Annotated in this window: 18 protein-coding genes; 10 read left to right on the forward strand and 8 right to left on the reverse strand. The window is 59.1% G+C overall.

From position 1 onward, the window contains the following. The first annotated feature begins 157 nt into the window (after positions 1–157). From ACWNRM_RS07205 to ACWNRM_RS07220, 4 genes are all read left to right on the forward strand, one after another. A complete protein-coding gene (locus tag ACWNRM_RS07205; RefSeq protein WP_485170082.1) occupies positions 158–1801 on the forward strand; it encodes a DUF6538 domain-containing protein in 1644 nt (547 codons plus the stop codon). A 613-nt stretch (positions 1802–2414) separates the two neighbouring features. Then, positions 2415–4811 carry an ABC-three component system protein gene (locus ACWNRM_RS07210; RefSeq protein ID WP_485170081.1) on the forward strand — a complete coding sequence of 799 codons (2397 nt, stop codon included), beginning with the start codon at positions 2415–2417 and terminating at the stop codon, positions 4809–4811. Beyond that, on the forward strand, positions 4808–5452 hold the full coding sequence (locus ACWNRM_RS07215) for an ABC-three component system middle component 1 (RefSeq protein WP_485170080.1): 645 nt from the start codon (positions 4808–4810) through the stop codon (positions 5450–5452). The genes ACWNRM_RS07210 and ACWNRM_RS07215 overlap by 4 nt, the downstream gene beginning before the upstream one ends. After that, the gene (locus ACWNRM_RS07220) at positions 5449–8577 is read left to right on the forward strand and encodes an AAA family ATPase (RefSeq protein ID WP_485170079.1); all 3129 of its coding nucleotides are present in this window, start codon (positions 5449–5451) and stop codon (positions 8575–8577) included. The genes ACWNRM_RS07215 and ACWNRM_RS07220 overlap by 4 nt, the downstream gene beginning before the upstream one ends. 310 nt (positions 8578–8887) lie before the next feature. On the opposite strand, the gene ACWNRM_RS07225 is transcribed toward ACWNRM_RS07220, so the two are convergent. Further along, positions 8888–9520: a recombinase family protein gene (locus tag ACWNRM_RS07225; RefSeq protein WP_485170078.1), complete on the reverse strand. Its 633-nt coding sequence runs from the start codon at positions 9518–9520 to the stop codon at positions 8888–8890. Between the two features lie 274 nt (positions 9521–9794). On the opposite strand from ACWNRM_RS07225, the gene ACWNRM_RS07230 reads away from it, so the two are divergent. After that, positions 9795–10640 carry a hypothetical protein gene (locus ACWNRM_RS07230; protein ID WP_485170077.1) on the forward strand — a complete coding sequence of 282 codons (846 nt, stop codon included), beginning with the start codon at positions 9795–9797 and terminating at the stop codon, positions 10638–10640. A 10-nt stretch (positions 10641–10650) separates the two neighbouring features. Beyond that, on the forward strand, positions 10651–11514 hold the full coding sequence (locus tag ACWNRM_RS07235; RefSeq protein WP_485170076.1) for a hypothetical protein: 864 nt from the start codon (positions 10651–10653) through the stop codon (positions 11512–11514). Between the two features lie 82 nt (positions 11515–11596). Here the strand turns inward: ACWNRM_RS07235 and ACWNRM_RS07240 are convergent, their stop codons facing one another. Further along, on the reverse strand, positions 11597–12196 hold the full coding sequence (locus tag ACWNRM_RS07240) for a recombinase family protein (protein WP_023978175.1): 600 nt from the start codon (positions 12194–12196) through the stop codon (positions 11597–11599). Positions 12197–12526: 330 nt separating this feature from the next. Between ACWNRM_RS07240 and ACWNRM_RS07245 the strand changes: the two genes are divergently transcribed. The 3 genes from ACWNRM_RS07245 (at position 12527) to ACWNRM_RS07255 (ending at position 15563) form a co-directional block, all read left to right on the forward strand. Next, positions 12527–12841, forward strand: coding sequence for a helix-turn-helix domain-containing protein (locus ACWNRM_RS07245; RefSeq protein WP_485170075.1), 315 nt, complete (start codon positions 12527–12529; stop codon positions 12839–12841). 265 nt (positions 12842–13106) lie between these two features. Continuing rightward, a complete protein-coding gene (locus ACWNRM_RS07250) occupies positions 13107–13598 on the forward strand; it encodes a MobC family plasmid mobilization relaxosome protein (protein WP_485170074.1) in 492 nt (163 codons plus the stop codon). A gap of 27 nt (positions 13599–13625) precedes the next feature. Then, positions 13626–15563, forward strand: coding sequence for a hypothetical protein (locus ACWNRM_RS07255; RefSeq protein WP_485170073.1), 1938 nt, complete (start codon positions 13626–13628; stop codon positions 15561–15563). A gap of 384 nt (positions 15564–15947) precedes the next feature. On the opposite strand, the gene ACWNRM_RS07260 is transcribed toward ACWNRM_RS07255, so the two are convergent. Beyond that, positions 15948–18521 carry a TonB-dependent receptor plug domain-containing protein gene (locus ACWNRM_RS07260; RefSeq protein WP_127103148.1) on the reverse strand — a complete coding sequence of 858 codons (2574 nt, stop codon included), beginning with the start codon at positions 18519–18521 and terminating at the stop codon, positions 15948–15950. A gap of 112 nt (positions 18522–18633) precedes the next feature. Continuing rightward, positions 18634–19884 carry a M20/M25/M40 family metallo-hydrolase gene (locus tag ACWNRM_RS07265; protein WP_485172182.1) on the reverse strand — a complete coding sequence of 417 codons (1251 nt, stop codon included), beginning with the start codon at positions 19882–19884 and terminating at the stop codon, positions 18634–18636. Between the two features lie 99 nt (positions 19885–19983). On the opposite strand from ACWNRM_RS07265, the gene ACWNRM_RS07270 reads away from it, so the two are divergent. Further along, positions 19984–20136, forward strand: coding sequence for a hypothetical protein (locus tag ACWNRM_RS07270; RefSeq protein WP_485172183.1), 153 nt, complete (start codon positions 19984–19986; stop codon positions 20134–20136). A 14-nt stretch (positions 20137–20150) separates the two neighbouring features. Here the strand turns inward: ACWNRM_RS07270 and ACWNRM_RS07275 are convergent, their stop codons facing one another. The 4 genes from ACWNRM_RS07275 to ACWNRM_RS07290 are packed head-to-tail and all read right to left on the reverse strand — an operon-like array spanning position 20151 to position 25403. Further along, complete coding sequence (locus ACWNRM_RS07275; protein WP_485170070.1) at positions 20151–20888, reverse strand: amino acid ABC transporter ATP-binding protein; 738 nt, start codon at positions 20886–20888, stop codon at positions 20151–20153. Next, the gene (locus ACWNRM_RS07280) at positions 20885–23821 is read right to left on the reverse strand and encodes an FAD-dependent oxidoreductase (RefSeq protein WP_485170069.1); all 2937 of its coding nucleotides are present in this window, start codon (positions 23819–23821) and stop codon (positions 20885–20887) included. The genes ACWNRM_RS07275 and ACWNRM_RS07280 overlap by 4 nt, the downstream gene beginning before the upstream one ends. A gap of 9 nt (positions 23822–23830) precedes the next feature. Next, positions 23831–24562, reverse strand: a complete 732-nt coding sequence (locus ACWNRM_RS07285; protein WP_485170068.1) for an amino acid ABC transporter permease — start codon at positions 24560–24562, stop codon at positions 23831–23833. Between the two features lie 10 nt (positions 24563–24572). Then, the gene (locus tag ACWNRM_RS07290) at positions 24573–25403 is read right to left on the reverse strand and encodes a transporter substrate-binding domain-containing protein (RefSeq protein WP_485172184.1); all 831 of its coding nucleotides are present in this window, start codon (positions 25401–25403) and stop codon (positions 24573–24575) included. Positions 25404–25455: the final 52 nt, after the last annotated feature.

The raw sequence follows: 25455 nt of genomic DNA on the forward strand, positions 1-25455 counted from the left end.
TCTGTTTTTCAGTGCCTTATGGGGGTGCTTTTCGAACCTGTATGGTTTCGAGTCCCATAGTTCGCACCACTATCTCATTGAAATTGATAGGTTTTTTTGGCTCTCAACGCGTCAAACCGGGGTTTTCCCGGATTTCTTCCCAGAATGGGAATTTTTGATGCTGCGTCTGATAGGGGCCCGCTACCATTTTCGCAGGGCCGTGCCGAAGGATATCCAGCCTCTCTTGAGGCGGTCCGAGATCTCCCTTTCGCTTGATACTTCGGCTAAGCTCGAGGCTCGCAGACGGGCGGCACAGCTATATGACCGGACCGGACAGTTCTTCGACAAGGTGCGCGCCATGAGTGACTCGAAAGCCCGACCGCCCACACCGGACGAGATCATCATTTTCTATGAGAGTTTCGTTCGCGATACCGAGTCTGCCCATGCCATCGAAATGCGCCTGCTCGAGCTCAAGCATGAGAGAGAAATGACAGAGGTTCAGGTACGCTTCCTCGAGTTCAACAACCTTGTGACGCGTTTTCTCTCCATCATCGGCCCCTATCTTGCCAAGGATACCGAGCGGCTCGAAACGATGCGGAAAATCGTGAAGAAGGATCTGCCTGAAGCGCGTGCGGAGGCCGCTAATCTGGCCGCTCAGGTCAATCTCCTGAAAAGCATCGTCGTCGACATTGGAACGGCCAGTAAGAGCGAACCTATCGCCCCAGTGCCGCTGACTGCTGAACCAGACCCACGCGGACTAACCATACCAAAGAAAAAGCTGGCAAGCTCCGGCTCCCGCTCGAAGCTTCTTACAGTCAGCAAGGCTGCGGAGCGTTTTATCTACCCGGATACCAATCGTTCAGACGATACGAAACGCGGCACGCGCAAAGCGCTTAACCTGTTCATCGATGCCTTTGGCGACATGGAGGTTGAACGGATTACCGGCGAGACGGCTGGCGAGTTCCGTGATCTCCTCTTCCGTCTTCCTGCCACCCACGGCAAGGAGCGCAACGGTCGCTCGATCCGTGACGAGGTCGCGCGCGCTGAAACTGAGAAGCTCGAGACCATCAGCGCCAAGACGGTCAAGAACCACTTCTCGCGTCTCTCCGCTCTTTGGGCGCTCCTGCTGCAACGTGATCTGGTGTCACGCAATGTCTGGGCGGGCTGGGACTACCATGTCACGAAGAAGGTCGAACGACGCTGCTTCAGCGATGCTGAGCTGGCGCAGCTCAGTGCGACACTATGGGCGGGCCGCACGCCCTCTGCACGCACGGCAGCCGCAATCATCAATATTGCTGCCTATACAGGCATGAGACTGGGTGAGATCTGCAACCTGCGATGCGTCGACATCGAGATGGTCGAGGGTGTCGCCTGTTTCCAGGTCCGCCCGCACAGCGAGAGCGGATGGTCCCCGAAGACCCAGGCAGGCACACGCATCGTACCAATCCACCCTGAGTTGATCGCCAGAGGTATCCTGTCTTTCATGAAGCCCGATCAGGTCTGGCTATTCCCGGATCTGGTCGTCACGAAAACCGGCGACCGTTCGGCAAGCTTCTCTCAGGCCTTTGCGCGCCTGCGAAGCAGAGCCGGACTCCCCAGGGAAGTCTGTTTCCACAGCTTCCGGCACACAGTCTCGACCAAGCTGCGCAATACCGGGCATGAACTTCGAGAGATCTGGATTGACCGTCTCCTGGGGCATGAAGCGACGCATCGCAGCCAAGGGACCACGAACTACACCTCCGCGATTGACGTCCCTAACCTTAAGCGTGTTGTCGAAGCGATCCGTTACGAGACGCTTGATCTAGCAATTTCCGAAAGTTGAGCGGAAATACATCTTTAGACGTTAGCTCGTCCGCTTTCGCCTCATAGCAGACATCGACGCGGCGATGGCGGCTGCGCGACAGCAGACATTGTAAGGAAAACTGCGACAGAGCGAGTTTGGGACATGTCTGCCGTTCCAAACCAGCAACTCGAACGTCCGCCGTGGCCAAGACCCGACTTTCGAGAGTGTCTCGCTCGTACCGTCCTGAAATGAGGCGCTCTGGCCGCAGGCGGAACGACAGATATCGTGCTTCCTCACCCTAAATGGAGACATTTTTTCGTTACCCTCTCATTATGATCAGTTTCCTTCCCTTGCATCCATTTCGACCACTACTACGATTTTTTGAACAGGGTGCGGGTCTCGTGACATCCGCCCGCCCATTTGGGCATCGTTAGCAACGGAGGAGCCTCTTTGCTTGACGAATAGGTTGGCCGCTGCCATCCAAGACTGTGTAATGGAGTAGGGTTTAAAACTACGATGATTGGGGTGGGGGGTGCCGAGTTGGAACGAGCTTCGAGTGTCGACTCAGTTTGATGCTCTCGTTTACATCCTACTCCGTTGAGCCGGGGGCTGTTCTGATGGAGCAACTATCATCGAGAGCAGGGAGATAGCCATGGCGAAGGCCGTCTTGCCATTCGCTGACTGGATCGATTGTGCTCGCGATCCGAGAGAATCCAATCAGCAGCGTCTCTACTTCCTCGGCACCTTCGATCGGCGAATCACTTTCTATTCGCAGCAAGTGCGCGCATTACGGTTGGCACACGCGCTCGATGCAACGAATGCGATAGCGCCCCAGGACACCATCGCAGTGGTCGGCGCCGGCGCGGCAGGCGCGACGATCGCGATGGCGCTCGCGCTGATGGGGCATGATGTAACGCTCTACGATCCGGCGGATGATATCCTTCATCTACAAAGCGGCTCCGATCGGCTGCTCCATCCCCATATATACGAATGGCCGCGCGTGGGGTCGCTCGACGATCAGGCGGGCCTGCCGTTTCTGGACTGGACTGCCGGGAGTGGTGCCCAAGTATGCGCCGCCCTTCAGCAAAGCTTCGCGAGCGCGCTTGGCCGTCTGTCAACCAAGCTGCGCTTCATGCCTCGCCACCGGCTCGAGCGGCTCAAACGCGATAACGGAGACTGGCGGCTGACGCTAAAGCACGAAGGCACCGATCTCCACCGTATCAAACAGCATGTCGTTCTCTGTATCGGCTTCGGGGCGGAGCGCAAATGTGGTGGCGTGACCCCGACCGATTACTGGAAACAGAACGCAATCGGGACCAGCGCCAACGAACCCGAAGCACCTGCGAAATATCTCGTAAGCGGGAACGGTGACGGTGCTCTAACTGAACTGCTTCGACTTTTGGTCACCGATTTCGAGCATGTAGCATTCACGCGAAAATTCTTGGGAATGTTCTCTGGAAATACTCTTCGCGAGGCAGCTGATCGTTCTTTTGCGGGGACTGCAGTTGGCGACGATCTGGAAGCTTCATTCCGGCAGCATTTGCTTCCGCTTCTCGAAGAGCATAGCATTTTGGATCGCCTAGCTACGTTATTGCGCCACGATCGGCATGTGACAGTCAATAGCAGCGGCCCCCTTTACGCTACTGCCAAAGCTTCGCAGCTGAATCAATGTATGGTGTTTGCGCTCCTGGAGACCGCAAGGCGAAAGAATGTACCGGTGGTTCGATCCAAAGGCCACTTGACAAGTGTTGAGCCTGCCGTAGGCGGAGGCATGACCGCAGTTGGAATTGCCGACGGCACAAATCCGGTTATGACCGTCTTCAAGCATGTGATCGCCCGTCACGGTCCAGAAAAGGCGGCCCGCTACGAGGCCGCGGACGCCTTTTACGCCACTCATGAAGCCTATATGAAGGCTCTTCTCAACGCTGATCCCGAGTTCGCGGATCCGCCCGAACTTGCGCCCGAAACGTATGACAGGTTCAGCCTGCTGGCGATCGACGCGCTCAACGATCCTGCAAGCCGCGCAGGCGTGCTTGCGAATTTTCACCAGCAGCAGGCGACCATCCATCTTGAGGTCGATGCGGCCGCGAATGTCGTGGTCGAGCGCGGCGACGTTCGTCTTTCGGAAATCGCTGACCAGGCAGAGCTGCTCCCAAAGCAGATGACGGTCCTGCTCGATCTGCCACCAGGAAAGCTCGCCATCGCCAAGGATCTGGTTAGGTTGAGCCGTGCGAGCAATGGTCGCGTTCGACTTCAGACGCAGTCAGCTCATCAGGACGAATGGCGCAAATTCTCGGACCAGATCACATCTGCAATAGCAGCGCCATCCCGCTATCGCTCGCACGAGCTTCACGTGCCAGCATTAGGCGTTGCCATTGATGCGTGCCTTGGGCGTCTGCTGCACGACCGCCTCAATCAGATATTTCAATCCGGTAACTGTCCGACCATCGGCAATGTCGATGCGACCCTCCTTTCTCATGTTTCAGTGACGTGGGCGAACTGGCAAGCGACGTTTGAGGGCAACGAGACGCTGCGTGAGCATGTCTTTCGATTGCTGGCCCACGTCGACCCGGCCAATCCGGCCTCCTGGAGCGGGGATCATTCTTTGCTGAACAAGCTTGTGAGCGCGATGCTCATGATGTTGGCAACGCACCATGGAAGACTGCTCACCCTCAGCGCGGCCGCGCGCGGGAACATGACGTTCGATACCGATGCCATCGCTCTCGGGACGGGGTGCGAGCTCATCGGCGGCCGGCTTCTCGCCGATGCATGGACCGAGGCGCAGCAATGGGGCGTCGACGCGCTGATCATCTCATCAAGCGCAGAGATCGAGATCGCCCCGGCGCCCGCCGGGACAATCTTGAATGGCGGATCGCCCAGCAAGAGTTTTTCCGAAGCCCGGCAGGTTCGCCCCGCCATCATCCAGAATGACAGCCAATGGCGACGAAGGCTTCGCGAAGGCTTTACATCTTGGCAGGCTGCAGTGGCGGCCGAATTTGACGCATTCCGTCAACGGCAGGACGATCAATATAGCAAGGTAGCCCAGTGACGCCCGAAATCCTCCGCGGAAAGCTCGTCCAATCCGCCAAATTGCTAGGCTGGCCTTCGAGCGACGCGCCGGCCTTCGTTTCGAATCATTTTCGTGGTCGCGCCGATGACCCTCGATCAGGATTACCGAAGGGAAGCTTCGGTTTGCGCCTCGGAGCATACCCTGTCCTGGTCGCGCCCATCACGCTCGCAGACGTCGAGGAAATGAAACGTACGCTGAGAGGGCTGCACAGCCAGATGGTCATCGCCCGCTCCTATATGCTACCCGAGGAGGTGATCAACGCGCACATTATGTTGTGCGCAACCGATACGGTTGGCTCCGCCGACTGGCGGCAGCTTGTCGATCTGGCCGAGCGAGACGAGACTGTTTGCAGGAAGATCATATGGATCCCACAGGAGGATTCCTTGGAGGCCACCTACGATGCGTTCGTTGCGCGCACGTTCCTCACGACGCCGTGGCTCGCGGCCGAGACCAAGCTCGATGCGCCGCTCGATCGCAATCAGGGCCTCGCTCAAAGAACGCTGGTCCGACACGGTCTGGCTGACGCCGTTGCCGTCCGCTGGGTCGCGCTAGCCGAGCGATTCGGGGCGGACCCTGACACCCTGGTGGCGCAGCTCGTGCAGGCCCGGAGCGAAGCATGAGCAAGAACATCTATCTGACCCGTATCAAACTAGCCCAATTCCGTAGCTTTGCCTCGCTCGATGTCGAATTGCCTCCGGAACCCGGCGTTCTCGTCGTTCATGGCAGCAATGGCTTGGGCAAGTCCTCGCTGTTCGACAGCCTTGAATGGGGGTTGTCCGACCAGATCGATCATTTCCGCAAAGCAAGAGGCGTCAAGAAGGTCGGTCACTATCTGGCCCGCTGGCGCGAGCACCCGACTGATCCGACGTCCGTCGCCATGTCCTTCTCGGATGGAGAAACGATTGTGCGATCGTTGGCATCGCCGGAATCTGTGACGTCTACGCTCGGCGGTACCGTAGACGACATCACGTCCTATCTCAGGGCTGCCAGCTGGCGGCAGAGCATATCCGCTCTCCCGAACTACCTTCTTCTGACCCATATCCTCGGGCAAGCAACCTTATCGCGACTGACGCATCGCGACGCTGCCGAACGGTTCGATATTCTCAAGGAGGCGGCGCAGAGCCGTGACGTAGAGGCTGTCGCGACCGCCATACATGGCCGCGGAAATACGGTGACAGTGCGCGCCTTCGCGCGTCGCATTGAGGCCTTGGAGAAGGAAGCAACGCGCTTCGGCGAGCTTCTCGACCAGGAAGAGCGCCTCTGGTTGGCGATGCAAGGCTCCGGGGCAATCGATGACACCCGGTCGCTGGCGATGATTGCCGAACTGAGATCTCTGACCGGAGAAGCGACCGCCGGTTCCCGATCGACGGCGAGTTCTATCGCCGACGACCTTGATAGGCTCGAGGCGGCGCTCGACAGCGCGCAAGTGGATCTTCGCGACGAACAGGCACGTCTCAGCCAGGCCACCCAATGTGTTGAAACCTGGCGTCAACACAATTCGACGCGAGCGATCGCCAAGAGTGCGCTGGCCGAAACGATCGAGCAACTGACGACGATTGCGACAAACCGCATCAGTGTGTCGGGCGAAAAGGCCGAGACCGAGCGTGCGCATGCGAGCGCGTTCGCCACGGCGGAAGAGGCGCGTCTTCATCTCGGCCGCTTGGTCGCACTGCAAGATGTGCGCCGGGCCGCGATCTTGAGCAGATCAAGATTGGGCGGCGCGCTGCAACCGCTCAGGGAGGCCGAGATCCGTCTAGCCGACGCGACTACCCAGCTCGAACGCGCCCAGCGCCGGTCGCGGATTGCGCTTCGCCTCGACGGCGAGGTGACGCGGATCGACGAGGAGGCAGATCGCCATCAAGACGATCTGGATCGTATCAGTGCCTGGAAAGCCAAGGACCAGTCGATCCAGACGCTGTCGGCAGCCCTTGCCGACGTCGAGAGCCAGCATCCAGGCCTCACCGACCGGTTACGCGACGCGGAAGAAGCGATGGCGGCGGCAACTATGGACATCGAGGCGCAGTCCCGCACCTTATTGCTTCTGCGCGAAACGGCCACGAGCCTAGCGGGAGCGGTCGCGACAATCGCCGCGACATTGCCTGAAGATGCTTACGACTGCCCGGTGTGCGCGACCCACTTTAGTGAAGCGTCGGATCTGCGTGCCCGGGTTGGCGGCGCTGCAGAGCGACTGAGCCCCGTCCTTCTGTCGCAAGAAGAGGGACTGGCGGCATCGCGCCGACGACTTCAAGACCTGCAATCCCGTGTCGAAGAGCTTCGATTGGTTCTACGACAGATTCAGTTCCAAAGATCGGAACTGGCCGCGGCGCGTGATCAGGGATCCACGCTCTTCGAGCGGATCGCACACCTCGGTGACGTGACTACGGATTTCGACGCCTTCATGCAGGACCTCGGCACGAAGCAGCGAGGGCTGAGATCCCGACGCGCGCGCAAGATGGTCTGGATTCAGCGGTTGCGTGGCGCTTCGGGCGCGGATATCCAGAACGAGATTCAGCGCCTGACACGTCTCCGGGACAAGGAAAAAGCTGCTCGCGACAGCTGCGCGCGCGCACTTGAGGACGGACAGTCGACGTTCGACCACCACAAGGCGCGTATCCAAGCGATCGAGGAACAATTGGGGTTGTCGGAGCCATTGTCGGGACCGCCGCTGGGCAGTGCGATCGACACGGCGAGAAACCGTCATCAGCAGAGTCTCAATGTCGTAGCGGAAGCGCGAAGTGCAGCGGACTTCGCCATCGAATGGCTGCGACGCATCGATGCGTCCGATGCGGCAACAACCGCCCGGAGACGCGAACTGGAAAGCCAGCTGGCGGAGGTGGACGCGCAACTCCGACTTGTTGCAGAGAAATGGGCGGACCTGGGCTTTTCGAGCGAGCAGCCCACTGACGACGATGTTTCTTATCGTTTCGCAAAGACTGCCGACCATGCTCGTGATTTGGCCACTGCCGGCGATGTGCTCGAGCGCCTGAGGGCGGGACGGCGTGCCTGGGCCTCGCAGGTAACCCATCGGGCGGCACTCGACGATCTCCGCGAAGCGATCAACGCAGCTCCGAACAGCGGACGTGATGAAATTCGTCTGGCGGCTGAACAGTTACGCGATGCAAAAACGCTGGCGGCTACCGAAACGCGCGAGGTCAAAGTCATTGCGCAGTCGGCGAGCCAGGATCTTCTGAACGAACTCGACGATTTTAACGCGGAATATATACAGCCACTCGACACGCTGATGAAGCGCGTCAATCAGGCGATCTTGACAGATCCCCGGGTTGGTATCGATCTTCAGGTCAAAAAGAAAAAGATCGAGCAGAATGCGGTAAAGACCGGCGATCTTCCGTCCGACCTTGACGATATCGATCCTGTCCTCATCCACAGTGAGGGGCAAATGTCGGCGCTGGCCGTCAGCCTCCTGTGCGCAGCGAGCATCACCTTCCCCTGGTCTCGCTGGCCCGCGCTCATTCTCGATGATCCGATGCAGCACAATGATGCCATTCATACGGCAGCGTTCGCGGACCTTGCCTGCAATCTGGTCGAGCAACGGGACTATCAGATTTTCCTTTCGACCCACGATCAGGCCCAAGCTGAGTTTCTGCACCGGAAATGCGCGGCGCGCGGCATACCTTGCAGCGTTCTCAGCCTTCTCGGGACCGGACGGGACGGCGTTGAGACGGAATTCAGGCCTGCCACGGCTAGGGGAAGCGGCTCCGTCGGGAACACGTCCAGTGTCCATTAGAACGCACATGGTCGACAGCGCTGAATGGCAATGATTAGCCAGCCTTTCTCTGAATTGCATCGCGTAGGCCATTATTAACGCTCAGGCCGCTCGATCAAACGAAAATGGCTGACGCTGGTAAGAATGGCCATTCCCGCACAGGTTGGAGTACGGCTTGAACTGATCGGAAGCCGCGACAAACAGAGGCGCTGTGAATGGCTGCTTTCGGCTATCGCTTCTCGATAGCCGCCATTCCGCTGTCCCCCCAGAGCCGACTTCTCACGCCAAACCTACCGCCCGTCGCCACGTTCTTCTGTCCCGGAACCGGTCATTATCGTGTCGGTGTCAATCGGACCGACCGGGCGGCTTTGTCACCCGTCCCGCAACCTCTGTTTCCGGAACCCTCTCTCCCGCTGGAAACCGCGCGCCAGATTGTGGTTTTCGAGACAGCCATGATCTGCGCAATTTCGTACAAAGATTTTCCTGATACGTGCAGCTCGACCGCGTGCCTGCGCTGCCTTTCGGTAAACCGCGCAGGCCGTCCCAGCCGTGACCCGCTACGCCGTGCTGCCTCCAGCCCGGCCCGCGTTCGCTCACGGATGATCTCGCGCTCGAACTCGGCAAACCCGGCAAGGATGGTCAGAAAGAGCTGCCCGTTCGCCGTGCCGGTCTCGATCCCGACATCGAGAAGCCTCACGCGCACCTGACGGTCCACAAGACTGCTCACCAGCCCCATCACGTCGAGCATGGTCCGGCCGAGCCGGTCGAGGCGTGCTGCAACGAGACTGTCGCCCGGCTGTAGTTTCGCCAGTAGCCCTGACAGCCCCGGTCGTGACGCGGCCGGAACCCCGCCAGAGACTGTATCGAGCACGATCTCCCTCACCCCTTCCCGCTCGAGTGCCACAAGCTGCGGATCATGCGTCTGTTCATCGGTTGAGACGCGTGCATAGCCATACCGTGTCATGAAAACCCCCTCGCTGATTTCGGAACACGGTTTGGAGACGGGACGCACCGCCCAATGCCGTGCAGTCCCAAAACCGACGGATTGTGAACCGGTCATCACAACCGGCCAGGGCAAGGTCGAACCGCCAGAAAGTTAGTCAGGGCAATGGTTTTGCAAGTCGGGCTTCCGCTCACCCATAGCCCTGACATTGCCCTGCCATGACTTCCTGGGCGGCTCAGACCGACACCTGTCCCGGTCCTGTGTTGGCCTGCGTCACATCACTCCGGGGGAAACCATGAAACGCGTCATCGCCTGCCTCTTGCTGTCTGCGGCCTCAGCGCCGCTCGCTCAGGCCCAGGATATGGAGGCTTTCCGCCGCAACATGGTCAATGCGGCCAATGCGCTTGGCCAGGGGCACATCACGGAACCCCCGGCGTCTCCTGCGACACAGGATAATGGCGGCGTCGCGCTGACACAGAAGCTCACCTATTCCAGAATGAGCAATGCGCTCGGTCAGGCCTCCATACTCGGTCTTTCCCTCGGCATGTCCGCGCCCGAAGCCACCAACGCGCTGCGTCAGTACTGCCAGACAGAACCAAGCATCCGGACCGAGACGCTACGGACATCGCATAAGGGGGTGGATATCGAGAGCCAGCCCTATCCGGCATCGCTGGCCTGCCAGCGCGAGAACGACAGGTTCGATGTCACCCTCGCCCCACCGGTGATGGGCGGCGTGGTGACCCGCATCGAGCGCAATGTCTCCTACCCGCCTCTTAATGCACCGGGATACGATACACTCAAGACTGAACTCGCCGCGCACTACACGGCGCATCTGCCACCGCTGTCGGGCGGGAGTGCCGCCACCGCACTCTACGCGCTCAAAAGCGGCAACGTCGTCGAGAAGGCGGATGGCACCGGGATTGATCCTTCGCCCTCGTCAGACCCGCGCGCTGCCACCACACAGGCCTGGCTGCGCATCGCTGTCAGCGTCGTGCCGCAAAACCCGTCCGCCGTGCGCAGCCTGAGCATCACGACCGAGGATATCGGTGCCGAGCAGGCCATCACAGCCGAGATCATCCGGCAGCTCAATGCAGCCATTGACGCCAAACTCGCGCATGCTACCGCCAAGCCCGCCCTGTGAGCACAGACCGATGAACCATCCCTCCTCCTCCTCGTCCGGCATTGCAGATACGAATGATGCCAATCGCGGCACAATCATCCGCGTTCCCGACACCCAGCCGGGCCTTCTCGTGTCTGACGGGAAACAATATGAGTTCACGCTCTCCGGTATCTGGCAGGGACCGGCAGCCCCGGCCCTGAACCAGAAAGTCAGCTTTACCCTGACACCGGAAGGACGCATCGCGTCCATCCATGTTCTGGGACGCGATATCCTGGCCAATGAGACGCTGAGCGCATTCGGTCAGACCCTGCGTAGCAATGGTGGCTCACTGGGAGCTGTGATGCTCCTTCACCTGCGCCAACAGAAAGACCGCATGACCCTGCCTGGCATGGTCATGTCAGGTGCCTTGCTGCTCGGGTTCTACATTCTGCCGGGATGGACGCTCGATGCAGGTAACACCATGCTGGGCATGAGGCTCGATTACACGCTGAACCAGTTGCTCGGCGTGCAGACGGGAGGCGCGGGCATCACTGTGCAGTTCAGCTTCTGGCGCCTGCTCGGCTGCGCCATCACGCTCCTGCCCTGGGTGACACCTTGGTTCGGTTTTGCCCGGGCGCGTCTGCTCAATACCCTGCCGCTGCTCCTGCTGCTCGCCATGCCTCTGGTCGTGCATGCACGACTGCGTCATCTCGCAGCCGAGGCAGCCCAGAGCACGGGTCAGCTTCTTGGCGGTTTTGGGGGTAATGCCGCCATGCAGCATGATTTGCAGGCCATGGTACAGAAACAGGCGACCGCGCTGATTGATGCCACCTCATGGAACAGCGGCTACTGGCTTGCGCTCGTCGCCGCCTGCGGGCTGGCGGGTCTCACGCTGATGCAAAGGCCCCGTCACTGAGCCAACAACACCTCGGTTGCTCCAGCCGGAGCCTTATTCCTCAAACCTTTCGCGGCTTTCAAAGCTTCCCATACCATGAGGCTCAGGCTGCGGCGCTGGAGGATTGCCCGACCTGCAGCGGTCCAGCCTCGCCCTGCAGCGCTCGATGCACGGTAGCGCGCCCGACATTCATGACGCACGCGATGTCCCGGATAGACAGTCCCTGTGCCGCCAATGCCCTCACATGCCGGGTCTGCGCCGACGTCAGCGCACGGGGCCGACCGATGCGACGCCCCGCCGCCCGCGCTGCCGCAATCCCGGCCCGAGTACGTTCGCGAATGAGCTCGCGTTCGAACTCCGCTATCGCCATCAGGATAGTGAGGAACAGGCGGCCATTGGCCGTGCCCGTCTCGATACCCAGCGAGAGAATACGCACTCTGACGTTGCGCTCATCCAGCGCGGAGACGAGCTGCAGCATATCGATTGCATCGCGCCCGAGCCTGTCGAGACGCACCACGACAAGGCTGTCGTCAGGCTGCAGCCGGTCCAGCAGCGAGGCAAGGACGGGACGCTCTCTGGCAGGCACGGCACCTGACACGGTCTCAACGAAAATCATGTCCAGCTTCTCGGCTTCGAGAGCGGGAAGCTGGGCATCGACACTCTGCATATCGGTCGACACACGGGCATATCCATAGCGCGCCATGACTGCGTTCTCCTTCTCGAGACGACAGATAGCGGCGTTCTTAGGTCGCAGTCAACGTATTTGGACTCCAAACCATATATGGACTCCCTACAATCTCTTTTGGACTCGTTGTGTCTGACTTCAGCACACCAAGCCACGCAAAAACCCCGGCTTTTTTCAGAAAACCGTCCGAGCGTCTTTCGAAAGCGCCGCATATGAGGCAGTATCGGCATCAATATCCCTGCCCTACTTTCTGTCCCTATCGCCTGTCTCTCTTCCTCTTCCTCTTCCTCTTCCTCTTCCTTTTCCTCTCCTCTGCCACCCCCTGCCCTTACCTTTACGGAGCCCTCCATGACGCTCGTTGCTTCGCAATGCCGTGCCGCCCGCGCCATGTTGGGGCTCTCGCAGCGTGACCTGGCCAGAATGGCCGAGATGGCGCATCGCACGGTGGCCGATTTCGAGACCAATGCCCGCACACCCCATATCCGCACCCTGCGTGCCATGCGTGAGACGCTGGAAGCCTGCGGGGCGGTGTTCATCCCGGCCGATGAGCAGTTCGGCCCCGGTGTGAGACTGAAGGCCGTCGAGGAACCGAAGACTGCCGCCAACGCCGCTGCCGATGCTGATACCGCTGAGACTGCGTCACAGGAGACCGGGGCAAGCTAAGGAAGGTCATCCGGGAGACCGGAGGGGACAGCCCGCAAGAGAACGGTTTCTTCTCAGACGGAAGGCAGAAAATTCCTCTCGTTCTGCATGGGGTTTGTCAGAAGCCGCCTGGTCCATCCGGCATCTGTTCCCGTCCTGTTCTATCATGAGGTCATAGGTTGGCTCCCCTGAGCCAGCAGTGCTTCGTGGCTACCCGTTGGGTGCACGAAGCAGCTGGCAAGGGGGCTGTCGCCCCCGTTGACCCCCTTGATGAAAAGCGCATCCCATGCCTGTCTCACCCCATGTTCCTGTGCCAGCGACGCCTCGCGTCCCCAGCCTGTCCCGCCCTGCCCGCTCGTCCCGCCTGTCCGTCCGTGCCTCACCTGAGGAGCTGGCCACCTGGGCCGGTACAGCACGTCTTCTGGGTCATGAGACCACTGCCCTCTGGGTGCGCTCCCTGCTGAAGGAAGCCGCCCTGACCGGTCATGACGGGATGGCGGTGGGCGCCTCGTTATGCAAGTTGCGGGGCGAGCTTGGGCGCATTGGCAACAACCTCAATCAACTGGCTCATTCGGCCCATTGTGGCGACGCCGTCCGGGCGGGGGATGTTCTGGATGCGCTGGAAGAGATAAAGGACCGCGTCGATGTCCTGCTCAAATCCCTGCGTGTGACGAGGGCAAGGAGGACGTCCCGACCGCGTCATTTGGTCGAACCAGAGACAGGGACAGAGGCGGAAGTATCCCAGCCGATAGCGACCGCCCCCACAACACTGCACTAGACCGCCTCAAACTCCGGAGGGGAACGCATGATTGTGCAGGAAACCCGCATCCGGACCAGCAGCGGCCATCAGGCCGTTTCACGTCATGTGCTTCGGGGCGCAAGGAACGAAGCCATACGTGTCTTGTGTGGCAGTGACTGGTGCCTTGCGGACTGGATGAAGGAAGCAAGGCGTGAGGGCATACGCTATGGCCTGCGTCATATCGCGTTCAACCCCGCCCAGCCCATGAGTGACGCGGCCCTTGCGTCTTTTGCAGCCAGGCTGTGCGATGAGCTGCAGGCGGACAGGGAGCGTATGACGCTGGTCGTGCATCAGAAGGATGGCAACACCCATGGTCACCTGCTCTTGCCCGAATGGCAGGACGACCATGTGCTGAGCTCGCGCTTCTCGTGGCAGCGTCTGGAGAAATGCGCCCGTCTCGAAGAAATCCGTCTGGGGCATCACCTAGTGCCGGGTCGGCATGACCGGGCCATTGTCAAAGCCCTGCGTCAGGAAGGAAAGACGGCAGAAGCGGAGCGCGTTGAGGCGGTCCTGCAGGGGCCAGCCGATGCTGCAAACATCGCCGCTACGACCCGTGCATCTCCTGACACACCATCTGCTCCTTTCAATTCAGAACCCGCGTCACGGCCCCTTCCCCGCGCAGCCTACACCTCGCAATCACGTCGTATGGCCGAGCGACAGGGGCTGGATCTTGCGGAGGCGAAGAAGGCTATCGCTTCCTTGTGGGCGCAGTCGGATAATCAGCTGCACCGTTTTCGCGCCCGGCTGAAAACAAGGGGCTGGGTCATGCGCGCTGGAGACCGGCAGGACACGCGCAAGGACGCGCACATAATCGAGACGGCTGATGGTGTTCTGATCGGGTCTTTCACGCGCCTGACGAAAACGCGCATGAAGGATTTCCGCCAGTTGCTGATGGATGAGGCGATCAGACCGAAATGCGGAGATATCCGGACAGCAGTCAAACCGCTTCTAGAGCGTGTAGTCCTGAAGACGGCTGCGATGGAAAGTCACGCGGAGCAGAGCGGTCTGCTCCTGCCGCCCCTTGAGGAACTCAGGCGTGACCCTGAAGCATTTGCGAGAGCGGCTGCGAAAACAAGGCCGTCACAGCCTTTGCAAAAAAAGCCGAAGATCGTTTCGCTGAGCCGTATCGACGAACTGCCACCGAACTTTGCTCACTACATCCGGCAGTGGAAATGTGAAGCCAGGGCGTGCCGCACGGTACTGAATGCAAAACCGCCTATGGAGTATGGTCCACGGCGCTCTGTCGATGAACAAGGCGCGGCTTTGTTTGCGCAGATAGAAGACACGCGCAGACAGCTCTGGCTGACCGGAAAACAGCTGCAGGAAACACGGCGGGAGCGTGACGCTATGCAGGACAGGGTGTTCGTTCTATCGAAGAAAAAACGCCTCTCCCATCTCGACGAGGAGATCGAACGGCTCGCGAAAATGCTGGCCGAGATCCTGCGCTATCTTCTGGAGACCGTATTCTGGCATCTCGGCCTGCGCTCTACGCCGCCCGAGCCGCTTTGCCTGCCCGTGCCGACGGAACGCGAAGAGGCCAATGCACGGCTGAGGAGAGAGAATAGTGAGCTGCTTCAGCAGATCGTCAGGCGAGAGACATGCTGGGAATGGCTCAATGAACTCTGCCGTAAGACCGAGGAACTCAGGCAAGCGGAGATCGCTGCATGGAAAGCACGCCATGTTGCGAAATGCGATAGGGCCAGGAGAGATCTGGACCTGCTGAAGGCCATCTGGATGCCGTCAGCAAAACTGCCTCGCGCCACACAGGCAGAGATCATGAAATGCAAGCTGATCGGCAATCTTGAAAAGGCCAAATATGTGACGCGCACCGCTTTGAGGAAGTTGGACGAGGCGGAGGCAGAACGACTGGCAGAGGAGATAAAAAGTGAGAAAGCTTTCCCTGTCGCCGAGGCCCTGACTTCCCCATCAGTGATGAAAATCTGATGCCCCCCCGCTAATGGAAGAGCCAAATCTACGCACATGATGTGGGTCAAGTGATTGGGGTCTTCATGCGCGCTCCATTGAGAACAAATCAGCCTACAGAGGCGAGAGCGAATATGTTTCCGCCCCTCGCCTTTAATGGGCCTCATACAATGATGGGCTGCAATTGAACTCCCAAACTACGCTGCTGATAATCGGGGTACATGCTCCAAACAATCCCCATGTCCCGCGCAACTGAAGTATTCGGATGATATTACCGAGCTCTATTTCCATCGCTCCGAATAAGTAGCGCTTTCTCTATTGAACGTATCCGGAATCCCATCCAGCTTGCTGTGGCATTTACATAAAAAATTAGGAGCAGGCCTCCAATAACTGCCTCAAAAACTCTCAAAGCGTGAGATTGACCCTTCCATAGTAGTACCCGCCGGTCATCGGCACTTGGGAGGAGAACGTATCATAAGGATTGCCACCCAGCTGATTGAGCTCCGCAGGCAGTTTTCTGGGACGAATATTGAAGATATTATTGGCACCGACCGCAATGTGCCAGCGTGGTGAAATCCGGTAACCGACTTCAAGGTCGGTGAGCCAGCGCGGCGTATTCTTGAATTGGGCGAAGCATGTGCTGGATTGCTGTAACTGCTTGCCGTCAATCGGGCAGATCGCAGCGGTTGGGGTCCAGTCCTGATACGTCATCATACCGACAGTCTCACCGTACCGGGTCTGCCTCAAATTCACGTCCCAGTCCCCCAGGGTCCAATAGGCATTCAGGATGATCTTGCTGCGTGGAAAACCAGTCGTGAGATAGGCAATATTTTGAGCATTCAGGAGGGGTGAGCCGCTCGATGACATTCCGTTATGCGTGAGCCGTGTTCTGTTGAGGTCGAGCGCCATAGACAGTGTGACATTGCCGTATCGGTGCATGCGCAGCATATAGTCTGCCTTGATATCCAACCCCTGTGTCCGGGTGCTGGCCCCGTTGGTAAAGTAGTAGGTCTGGACTGCATTTTCGGAAAGTTGGGTCAGGGCAGGCAATGAAACGCCAAGGCTGGACAAAGCCGCGATCGCCGTCGGTCCTGTCACATTCCCGCCCTGAACGACGCGATCACGGATATTGATCTGATACACGTCAGTTTCGATATGAAACCCGTCGATCGGCTCCAGTACAATGCCTCCACTCGCACTGGTCGAACGCTCTGGCTTCAGCGGCGACGCCCCTGTGGCTCGTGCAGCTTCCGAAGAGACAGGCAGCAAGCCAAGCACCGAGGTCGGACCGACATTGATCGCACTATAGTGCTGCTCCGCCATTGTGGGCGCCCGGAAGCCGTTGCTGATCGTCGCGCGTACTCCAATACGGCGCGTGAAATCATACCGTGTCGATACCTTGCCATTCTCGGTATTGCCGACATCGGTGTAATGCTCGAACCGGCCGGCGAAATCGAGATCCCAGTTCTTCAGAGGATGGAAATCCCCGTCCAGATAACCTGCCCATATGTCACGGTCCCATTTCCCGGCATCCTGTGGAGTCAAGCCGGCCAGCGCGGATGTGCCCCCGTATTCGTAGGAAGCCGGCTCTCCAGCGAGAATGGTATATTGCTCAAGACGATGCTCGCCACCGAAAGCCACAGTCACAGGCACGGCATTCGCGATACGGAAATTACGCCTGAAATCCAGGTTGTTCGTCCATTGCGCCATACGAAAATTCGAAGCCCGCACCGTCGTAGGCGTGTATCCTGTCGCCGCATACATATTGGGGTTGGTCGTGTTCTGTACCGTGATCTTGTCGAGATCCTCACCCCAGGTCGTGCTCAGATCCCAGTCAAACCCGAAGACATGGCCACCCTTCAGTCCCAGCGTAGCCGCGTAATCATTCTCATCAATGGTCTCAAGAGGGGAGTACCCGTAGGGGAACACGACCGGATTGCTCGCGCTGGTACCAGACGGCACGCGATAATTTTCATAGGCCTCGGCATGACGATGCGCGTAGGTAACCTGTCCGTAAAAAGACAGATCTTCGGTAATATCCTTGCCAAAATTGATCCCGAGATTTTCGCGTGTCTCCTCGGGTGTACTCATGATCTTGTTCGAATTTTTCGGCACTTTGACCGAGCCGGTATAGAGCTCATTTGCAGCGCCCGCCGGCACGTAGCCAGCAAGGCGGTTATCAACGGTATTCGTTACGAAATGATCGGTGTGGTAAATCTGCGCGCCGATATGCAGGAACCCATCCTTGCCCAGCTTCGTCCCGCCATCGGCATTCAGCTGATATTGCCAACCGTCACCATTATAGGCATTCGCGCCCGTCTGTGCGCTCATGGAGGCGCCGTGGTCCTGCTTCTTGGTAATGATATTCACGACACCCGCAATGGCGTCCGACCCGTACATCGCCGCCGCGCCGTCCTCGAGAATCTCGATATGATCGATCATGTTCGAAGGAAGCATGTTCAGATCGACAGGCGTCGCACCGAAGTTCGGACCGGCATCGGCATTGATATTGGCGGTGGTGTGACGACGCTTGCCATCGACCAGCACCAGAACCTCGTTCGGGTTGAGACCACGCATACGGATAAACGATGTCAATGCCCCAGCATCATTGCCCATCGTGCTGATATTGATAGACGGATAGGTGCGCGTCAGTGCGTCAGCAAGATTGAGCATCCCCGAACGACGCAGCGTCGCCGAAGATAGAACGGTAATAGGGCTTGTGCTTTGTCGCGCCTTGCGATTTGTGGAATGCGTGCCGGTTACGATCAGCGCTTCCTCACCGCCACTGACTGGCTTGCGGATCTGAGCGGCTTTCCTTGCCTTTGCACCATGACCGTTCTTGCTCGTTGCATGAGACGGTTCCTTACGCACCTCCTTGCCGGATGCCTTCACCTCCGGGGAAGATTGTGCCTGAGCCAGATTGCCCCAAAGGCCAACCGACAGGATCGTTGAGTATAGCGCAAGCTTTCTGATCTTCATGGTCGGCTCCATATCCCGCAGATGCGCGGCCTATTATCGGTTTCCAGGAATACGGGGGCTGTGCCCCAAATCGGCGCGCGCCCAGGGGCGCGTTTGAAAGCGAGGAAAAGTCTCACTGAAGGAGACGCGACAGCGCCAACGCGACGACCTCTGTGGCGCGGCGCAAGTCATCAAGAACCACGTGCTCATTGGCGCGGTGACCATTGGCATCACGCGGATCTCTCGGGCCAGCGCCATACAAGACAGTGGGAATGCCGGCTTTGGCGTAGAGGCGGGCATCCGTAAAAAGAGGCATGCCGGACGCCGGTATCAGTTCACCCAGAACACTCTGAGCGGCGTCCTGAAGCGCCTCAACGAGAGGGGTCTGGCCAGCAGACGGCACGAGTGGATCTGCCAGAAGATGGCGCTCGATCTGGCAGGGGACTCCGCCTGCGGCGTCCAGGATCAGTGTCCTGAGATCGGCTTCGACCAGGGCGGGATCTTCATCCGGGAGGATACGTCGCTCAAGACGAAACTGCGCCATTTCAGGCACGATATTGGCTGCGACCCCGCCAAAGATGAGGCCAATTACCAGAGTGGGCGTATCTATCTTTTCGACATCGGAACGAATGTTGGAAAGTCCGTCTCGATATTGATAAAGGGCCTGCATGATCCGGGTGCATGCTTCGATCGCATCCTGACCGGTTTCAGGCCAGGCCGAATGGGCTGCCACGCCAGCGAGCCTTACATCAAGCTGCAAGCTGCCATTATGAGCAATCATCACATCGTAGGTGAAGCCTGCGCTGATAACATAGTCGGGGCGGGTTATTCCCTGATCGAGCAGCCATCCTGGGCCAAGATGACCACCGGTCTCCTCGTCATAGGTAAGGTGAACCTCGACCTGCCCGTTGAGGCCATTCCCGCGTTCAGCCAGGGCTCTCAATGCAAAGATGTAGGTGGAGAAATCGGATTTTGATACCGCAGCGCCCCGGCCGAGCAGGCGCCCTTCGATAATCGTGCCACCATAGGGATCACAGGTCCACCCGCCACCCGGCGGCACGACATCGCCATGGGCATTCAAGGCTAAAACCGGACCTTCACCATCGCCAAACATCCGGCGGATGACGAGGTTGGTCACGCTCAGCATCCCGTGCTGGCGCACAACTGCCTCAGGGACCGGATGACGCTCCACCTCGAAGCCCATGGTCTCAAGCAGGATAGCCGTATGGGCCGCATGCGGGGCGCAGTCGCCTGCCGGATTGTCGGAAGCAACACGAACCAGCTCCTGCAGGAACGGAACCTGCTCCAGCTCAAAATTCCGCTCGATGACACTGATCAGTTCAGCAGACAAATCCTGCCTGTCATTTTGAGCCAGTTTGCGCACCGCAGCTCCCCTCGACCTCTTGTCCTCATTTGATATTCGATTTGTATACAATGAGAGTTCGATGGGGAAGCGAAATATTACGATTCCGTGTATTTTTCTGTGAAATGGGGGCCATCCAGCAATCGTGCTAGGGAATGGCGCGCCTCAGGTGAAATGCAGGCACAGGCACAGGCACAGGCACAGGCACAGGCACAGGCACAGGCACAGGCACAGGCACAGGCACAGGTCACGCCTGGACAAAAGCTCATCTGAAAGGCAAGCGCTGCTTACCGGAGCAGCTCGGAAGATGTATGTGTCAGGAACGACCGCGCCCTCTCGGAACAGCGACCCGCAAAAAAGGCCTCGGCGCTGCAATCATCGAGAATCTGGCCGCGATCGACGAAGATAATCCGTGTCGCGACCTGTCGGGCGAAGCCCATTTCATGGGTGACGCACATCATCGTCATGCCATCATTCGCGAGCTCCGTCATAACCTGCAACACCTCCTGGACCATCTCCGGATCGAGCGCAGAGGTGGGTTCGTCGAAAAGCAGGATTTCAGGCTGCATGGCCAAAGCCCGCGCGATGGCGGCGCGCTGCTGCTGTCCGCCGGAAAGGGCGCTGGGGTATTTTCTTGCATGCTCGCCCAGCCCCACGCGCTTTAGCAGAGACTGCGCGACCATCCTGTTTTCGTCACGCCCACGGTTGAGAACCAGTTTCGGCGCCAGAAGGATATTGTCCTCGATTGTCAAATGCGAAAAAAGCTCAAAACTCTGGAACACCATTCCAACTTTGCGGCGCAATTCGGTTATGGGTCGTGTTCCGGGTGCGACGACGATACCTGCGGCGGTAATCTGACCAGCGTCGAAGTTTTCCATCGCATTGATGCATTTGATGAGTGTCGATTTACCCGAACCCGAGGGGCCACATACAACAACGACTTCGCCTCGGCCGATAATTGCCGAGCAAGATTGCAACACAGGGAAATCGCCGTAGGATTTGGAAACCTTGTCCAGCGTGATCATGAAATATTGCTCCTGAAACGATCAGGTGAAAACGGGGTAAGGTCGAGTCCTGTGTCTTTTCCCAGCACGAGATCGCATGCGGCCTGCCCCATGAGCGGCGCAAGGGTGACGCCATTGGCCGTTACGGCCGAGCAGAATCCCGGCCTATCGCATTGCACCCCGATAATAGGTGCGCCATCGATATCGATGTTCATCGCCCCCCAGCTTCTGACAATCCGGACGCCGGAAAGAGCTGGCAGCAGGCGAAGCGCTACCCAGAGATTTCCCTCGAGACTGGCTCGCGAGGGACGAGGATGACCATGTATCGGATCTATCCCGGCACTCCAGCCGCCTCCAATCAGCAAGGATCCGTTTTTCGCCTGCTTGAGTGTCAGATGCCGACTGGCATGCGCGAGAAGCGAGGACACGACAGGCGCCACGGGCTCGGTGACGATCATCTGCAGGGGGGCGCCATAGACCGGAAGAGACTGACCAAGCATACCGGCGATATCACCGGCATAGGCTCCGGCTGCATTGATCACTGCCCCGACCGACCAGCCCTCGTTATCCGTATCGATTTCGAAACCGTTGGAAACCTGCTTCAGACCCCGGACACGCTGGCCCTCCTCAATCGTGACATCGCGCTCCCGGAGCAGCCGCGCCAGAGCCAGGGTGGCTGCCAGGGGATTGATCTTGCCTTCTTCGAGACAATAGGCTCCGCCCTGAAAACCCTCCCTGAGTTTTGGTTCGATGACACGCAATTGCTGGGCGTCCACCATGCTGCACGCAATACCCAGTTGCTGCTCTATCGCGACCTTTCGTCTCAAACGGGCTATATCAGCATCAGTCTCGGCAATCACCAGACCACCGCAGACACTCAATTCGATATCGCGATCAAATTCGAGCCTGAGGGCCTGCCATAGCGCAATCGAACGCCGTTGCAGATCCAGTGTTCTCGCCTGCAAGGAAACACCGCCCCCTTCCTCAGCGGGATCGAACGCCATGAGCTGGGCGTGAAGGCTGCCCGCATTTCCCCCTGATGCAAGAGCGCCCAATCGTGATTTTTCCAGCACAACCACTTTCTGCCCCGCCTGGGCCAAAGCACGGGCGGCGAACAAGCCAACGAGACCGCCACCGATGACGGCCACATCGGCGACACGATGGCGGGTCTTGTCGATCGGGCGCGGGGATGGCCTCCCTCGCTGGGTCTCGACACGACGATGCCCCCGCCACTCGGGCTTCTGACGCGCCAATGCCCCTATCGGAACAGGTCGAAGCGGTATTTGTGGGGCGGTAAAAGCCTGCACGTCCTCCGGCTGGGGCAGGAACTGCATCAACGTGGCCTGACAGAAACGTCCCTGACATCGGCCCATGCCAGCGCGCGTTGCCCGCTTTATCGCGGCAAGATCAGACAGGTGATCGCGCTCGATCCGCTCGATGACCGTTTTGGCTGTCACACACTCGCAACGACAAACGATCGTATCTCCGGTGGGCCGTGAGAGGACGATATCCGGCTCATAGAGCTTCCAGAGCGTGGATTGGAAGCGCGCAGCCACAGCATAACGAAGCCTCGCCAGGGAGCGACGTACAAGTCGGGGCGCGATGTCCCTTATCGAGCTTCCCTGATGCGGTGTCAGAAGGCGATCTGCGCAGAGCACCGCCTGAGCCTGGGCGAGAGTCGCTCCGCCGAAACACCCTGCCTCGCCAATAATCGAGATATCTTCCTGCTCCGTCCGGCCATCATGACGGCGGCCGGTCTCAGGATGCGTCCCGAAACGTGTGGAGATCCGCGTCCTGCAGCCCAGAAGTCGCGCGAGTTCACTGGCGGGAAGAAACCCGTCACCAAGTGTACAGAGACGCGCCTCCACCCATTTTTCACTGCCGTCCTTCCCCCGAATGCAGACACGTTGCAAGGAGCCTTTACCGTCAAATGCCGAAGCAGCGCTCGCCCATAAAATCGCAACCCCCGCTCGCCGGAGGGCCAGAAGATGCCGTGCCCCGGTCAGGGCCAGACGTGGCGACCATATGAAGGCCAGAACCATCTGGCGCAGTCGACGCCAGGGTGGCGGTGCAGCCTCCACCACGCTAATCTGCGTCTCCCCATGCGCCAGATATTCTGCCGCCAGTTGCAGATTGAGCGGACCATTACCCGCAATGACGAGCGGCCCCTTTGGCCTTACCTCATAACCACGCCCGAATGTTTGCATGGCCCCGGTGGTCATCACACCAGGCAAGGTCCAGCCGGGGCGCGCTCTCGGCGCTTCCTGCGCGCCTGTCGCGATAACCAGATGGGAAGGCCGGATGTAAAAGGCCTGGCCTGCCTTTATTGCACCTAGCACCAGGCCATCTGTTTCGCGTGCAGCGCCCCAGACCATGGTATCGCCCAGATAACGGGTGCCACTATGTACCATTTCCTCAATCAGGATACTTCCGCGCTTCGCTTGAGCGTCGCCCTGGGCAGTGGCAACAGCGTTTTGCTTGAAATACTGACCGCCCGGAAGATGCCGCTCATCAACAAGGAGAACGTCGCGTCCGCCTCTGGCGAGTTCACGCGCCACGACCAGTCCGGCTGGGCCGGCTCCGACGATCAGAATATCGCACCCTATCTCTTCAAGCGGCGCTTCATCTGACATCCCGTGATTATCGGGACGCATTGCTTCGGATCGCCGGGGCTCCTGTGACGACACGCCAGGCGCATTCTCGTCAACGGGAAGGGCGAGCGCACGCCTGACATTCATGCCCGGCGCGACCTCGGTGAGACACCCACGCTGCGGCATACCGCCATCAATCGAAAGCAGGCATTCCTGGCAGGCGCCTATGCCGCAAAAGGCACCGCGCTTCGTGCCGTCGGACGCCGTACGATGGTCCAGCACACCCGCTGAAAGGAGGGCTGCACTCACTGTCTGACCGCGCTGTGCGGTAATCAGACGGCCCTCGAACGTGAAATCTAGCATCGCATGCCCCTATCGAGCATCTTGTGAGAGATCGATGGCAATGCCTTTCTGACCTACCGACACGCTCTTCTCCCGGCGGTACGGACGCTCAGCATAGATTTCCAGGCGCCTTTGAAGGGCGTCCCAGGCGGTTGTCATCGCCAGATAGTAGAGGGCTGCCACCAAGAAAAGCTCGAGCACCATGAACCGATCCTGCACAAGGATCTGTGCCCGCTGCATGAGTTCCTCCATGGAAATCACGGAAGTAACACTCGTTGTCTTGAGCAGGCTGTTAACAGAGTTGCCAAGTGGCGGGATAATCAGTCTGAATGCCTGCGGAAATGTGACCTTCCAGGCGATCTGCCTTTCGCTCAGGCCCAAGGCACGCGCTGCAGCAATTTGCCCCTTGGGGACTGCATTCAGTCCCGCCCGGATGATCTCGGCAAGATAGGCCCCCTCGTTGAGAGTCAACCCGATGATGGAGCAACTCAAGACGCTCAGGCGGATATCCAGCTTTGGCAGACCGGCATAAATAACCACCAGCTGTACAAGCAGCGGCGTCCCTCTGAAAAACCAGATATAAAGCCGCGCTGGTGCCGAGAGCCACAAAACGGGTGAGCGCTTCATCAGCGCCAGCACAAGACCAAGCACAAAGCCAAGGATGATCGCTATCAGCGTCATACCTATCGTGATCAGTGCGCCACGGAAAAGATAGCCGCTTTCGAGATAGGAGAAAAAACCTTGCCAATTCCAGACCTGCATGAGGGGTTCCTTACCGGCTTTTACTGGCGGACATATCGGGGCCGATCGCCATGATCACATGATTGAACGGCGCGACGCCGTAGGGCGCCATCAGACGAAGCAACTCACCATTCATGCGCATATGTTCGAGCACGGTTGCCGCGAGACGTGCCAGTCCGGGATCGCGAAAGGCTAGAGCGACAGGCGTCGGAAACAACCCGCGCAATACAGGCTTCACGCCGCCCTGATCTGCGTTGCGCTGCGCAACCGCGTCTATCGACAGGACGGCAGCAACCTGTCCGGCCCGTAGCGCAGCAAAAGCAATGCCAACGTTCTGGAACGTCTTGATATCGAGCCCTGCCCGCCCCGATTTCCGCAGAGATTCATCGGTGGCGCGGGCATGAGCTTCTTCCATGCCTCCCATCTCGACCCCCACGGAGCGCCCTGAGAGTGCCTCGATATCTCGTATCTTGCGCGTATCATCGACCTGCATCGACACACTGATCGCCTGTAGCTCGTAGGGCACCATCGTCATGAGCGTTGCGCGATACGGAGTGAAAAACATTCCGGTGTCGATGACATCCCAGCGCTTTTCGAGTAGCCCGAGCGTGAGCTGGGCGAAGGAGGCCCGGTAATAGACCGACCGCAAGCATAGCTGACGCGCTAAGACGTTCCCGAGCTCAACACGCAATCCGACGAGAGCCCCGGAGGGCGTCACATACTGGAGTGGCGGCAATGTGGGGTTTGTTGCTAGGGCCAACTCACCTGGCCTGACGAGGCCGTCAAGCGTCGGGCAGGATCTCTCACCGCTCGGGTGATCAGCTTCAACCCGATAGTCCGGAGCGGTCGCGTGATCGGGCACGACTTCGCTACTCTTGGCCGAGCCCCGATCTCTCGCGACGCTATCTGACGAA

Source organism: Asaia sp. A2, from assembly GCF_057319415.1.

Bases quoted from the DNA above. Each gene is read 5' to 3' on its own strand.
- ACWNRM_RS07250 (WP_485170074.1), top strand. From the start codon at position 13,107: ATGCCTGTCTCACCCCATGTTCCTGTGCCAGCGACGCCTCGCGTCCCC.
- ACWNRM_RS07275 (WP_485170070.1), bottom strand. From the start codon at position 20,888: ATGATCACGCTGGACAAGGTTTCCAAATCCTACGGCGATTTCCCTGTG.
- ACWNRM_RS07225 (WP_485170078.1), bottom strand. From the start codon at position 9,520: ATGACACGGTATGGCTATGCACGCGTCTCAACCGATGAACAGACGCAT.
- ACWNRM_RS07245 (WP_485170075.1), top strand. From the start codon at position 12,527: ATGACGCTCGTTGCTTCGCAATGCCGTGCCGCCCGCGCCATGTTGGGG.
- ACWNRM_RS07285 (WP_485170068.1), bottom strand. From the start codon at position 24,562: ATGCAGGTCTGGAATTGGCAAGGTTTTTTCTCCTATCTCGAAAGCGGC.
- ACWNRM_RS07220 (WP_485170079.1), top strand. From the start codon at position 5,449: ATGAGCAAGAACATCTATCTGACCCGTATCAAACTAGCCCAATTCCGT.
- ACWNRM_RS07280 (WP_485170069.1), bottom strand. From the start codon at position 23,821: ATGCTAGATTTCACGTTCGAGGGCCGTCTGATTACCGCACAGCGCGGT.
- ACWNRM_RS07260 (WP_127103148.1), bottom strand. From the start codon at position 18,521: ATGAAGATCAGAAAGCTTGCGCTATACTCAACGATCCTGTCGGTTGGC.
- ACWNRM_RS07205 (WP_485170082.1), top strand. From the start codon at position 158: ATGCTGCGTCTGATAGGGGCCCGCTACCATTTTCGCAGGGCCGTGCCG.
- ACWNRM_RS07255 (WP_485170073.1), top strand. From the start codon at position 13,626: ATGATTGTGCAGGAAACCCGCATCCGGACCAGCAGCGGCCATCAGGCC.
- ACWNRM_RS07240 (WP_023978175.1), bottom strand. From the start codon at position 12,196: ATGGCGCGCTATGGATATGCCCGTGTGTCGACCGATATGCAGAGTGTC.
- ACWNRM_RS07210 (WP_485170081.1), top strand. From the start codon at position 2,415: ATGGCGAAGGCCGTCTTGCCATTCGCTGACTGGATCGATTGTGCTCGC.
- ACWNRM_RS07230 (WP_485170077.1), top strand. From the start codon at position 9,795: ATGAAACGCGTCATCGCCTGCCTCTTGCTGTCTGCGGCCTCAGCGCCG.
- ACWNRM_RS07235 (WP_485170076.1), top strand. From the start codon at position 10,651: ATGAACCATCCCTCCTCCTCCTCGTCCGGCATTGCAGATACGAATGAT.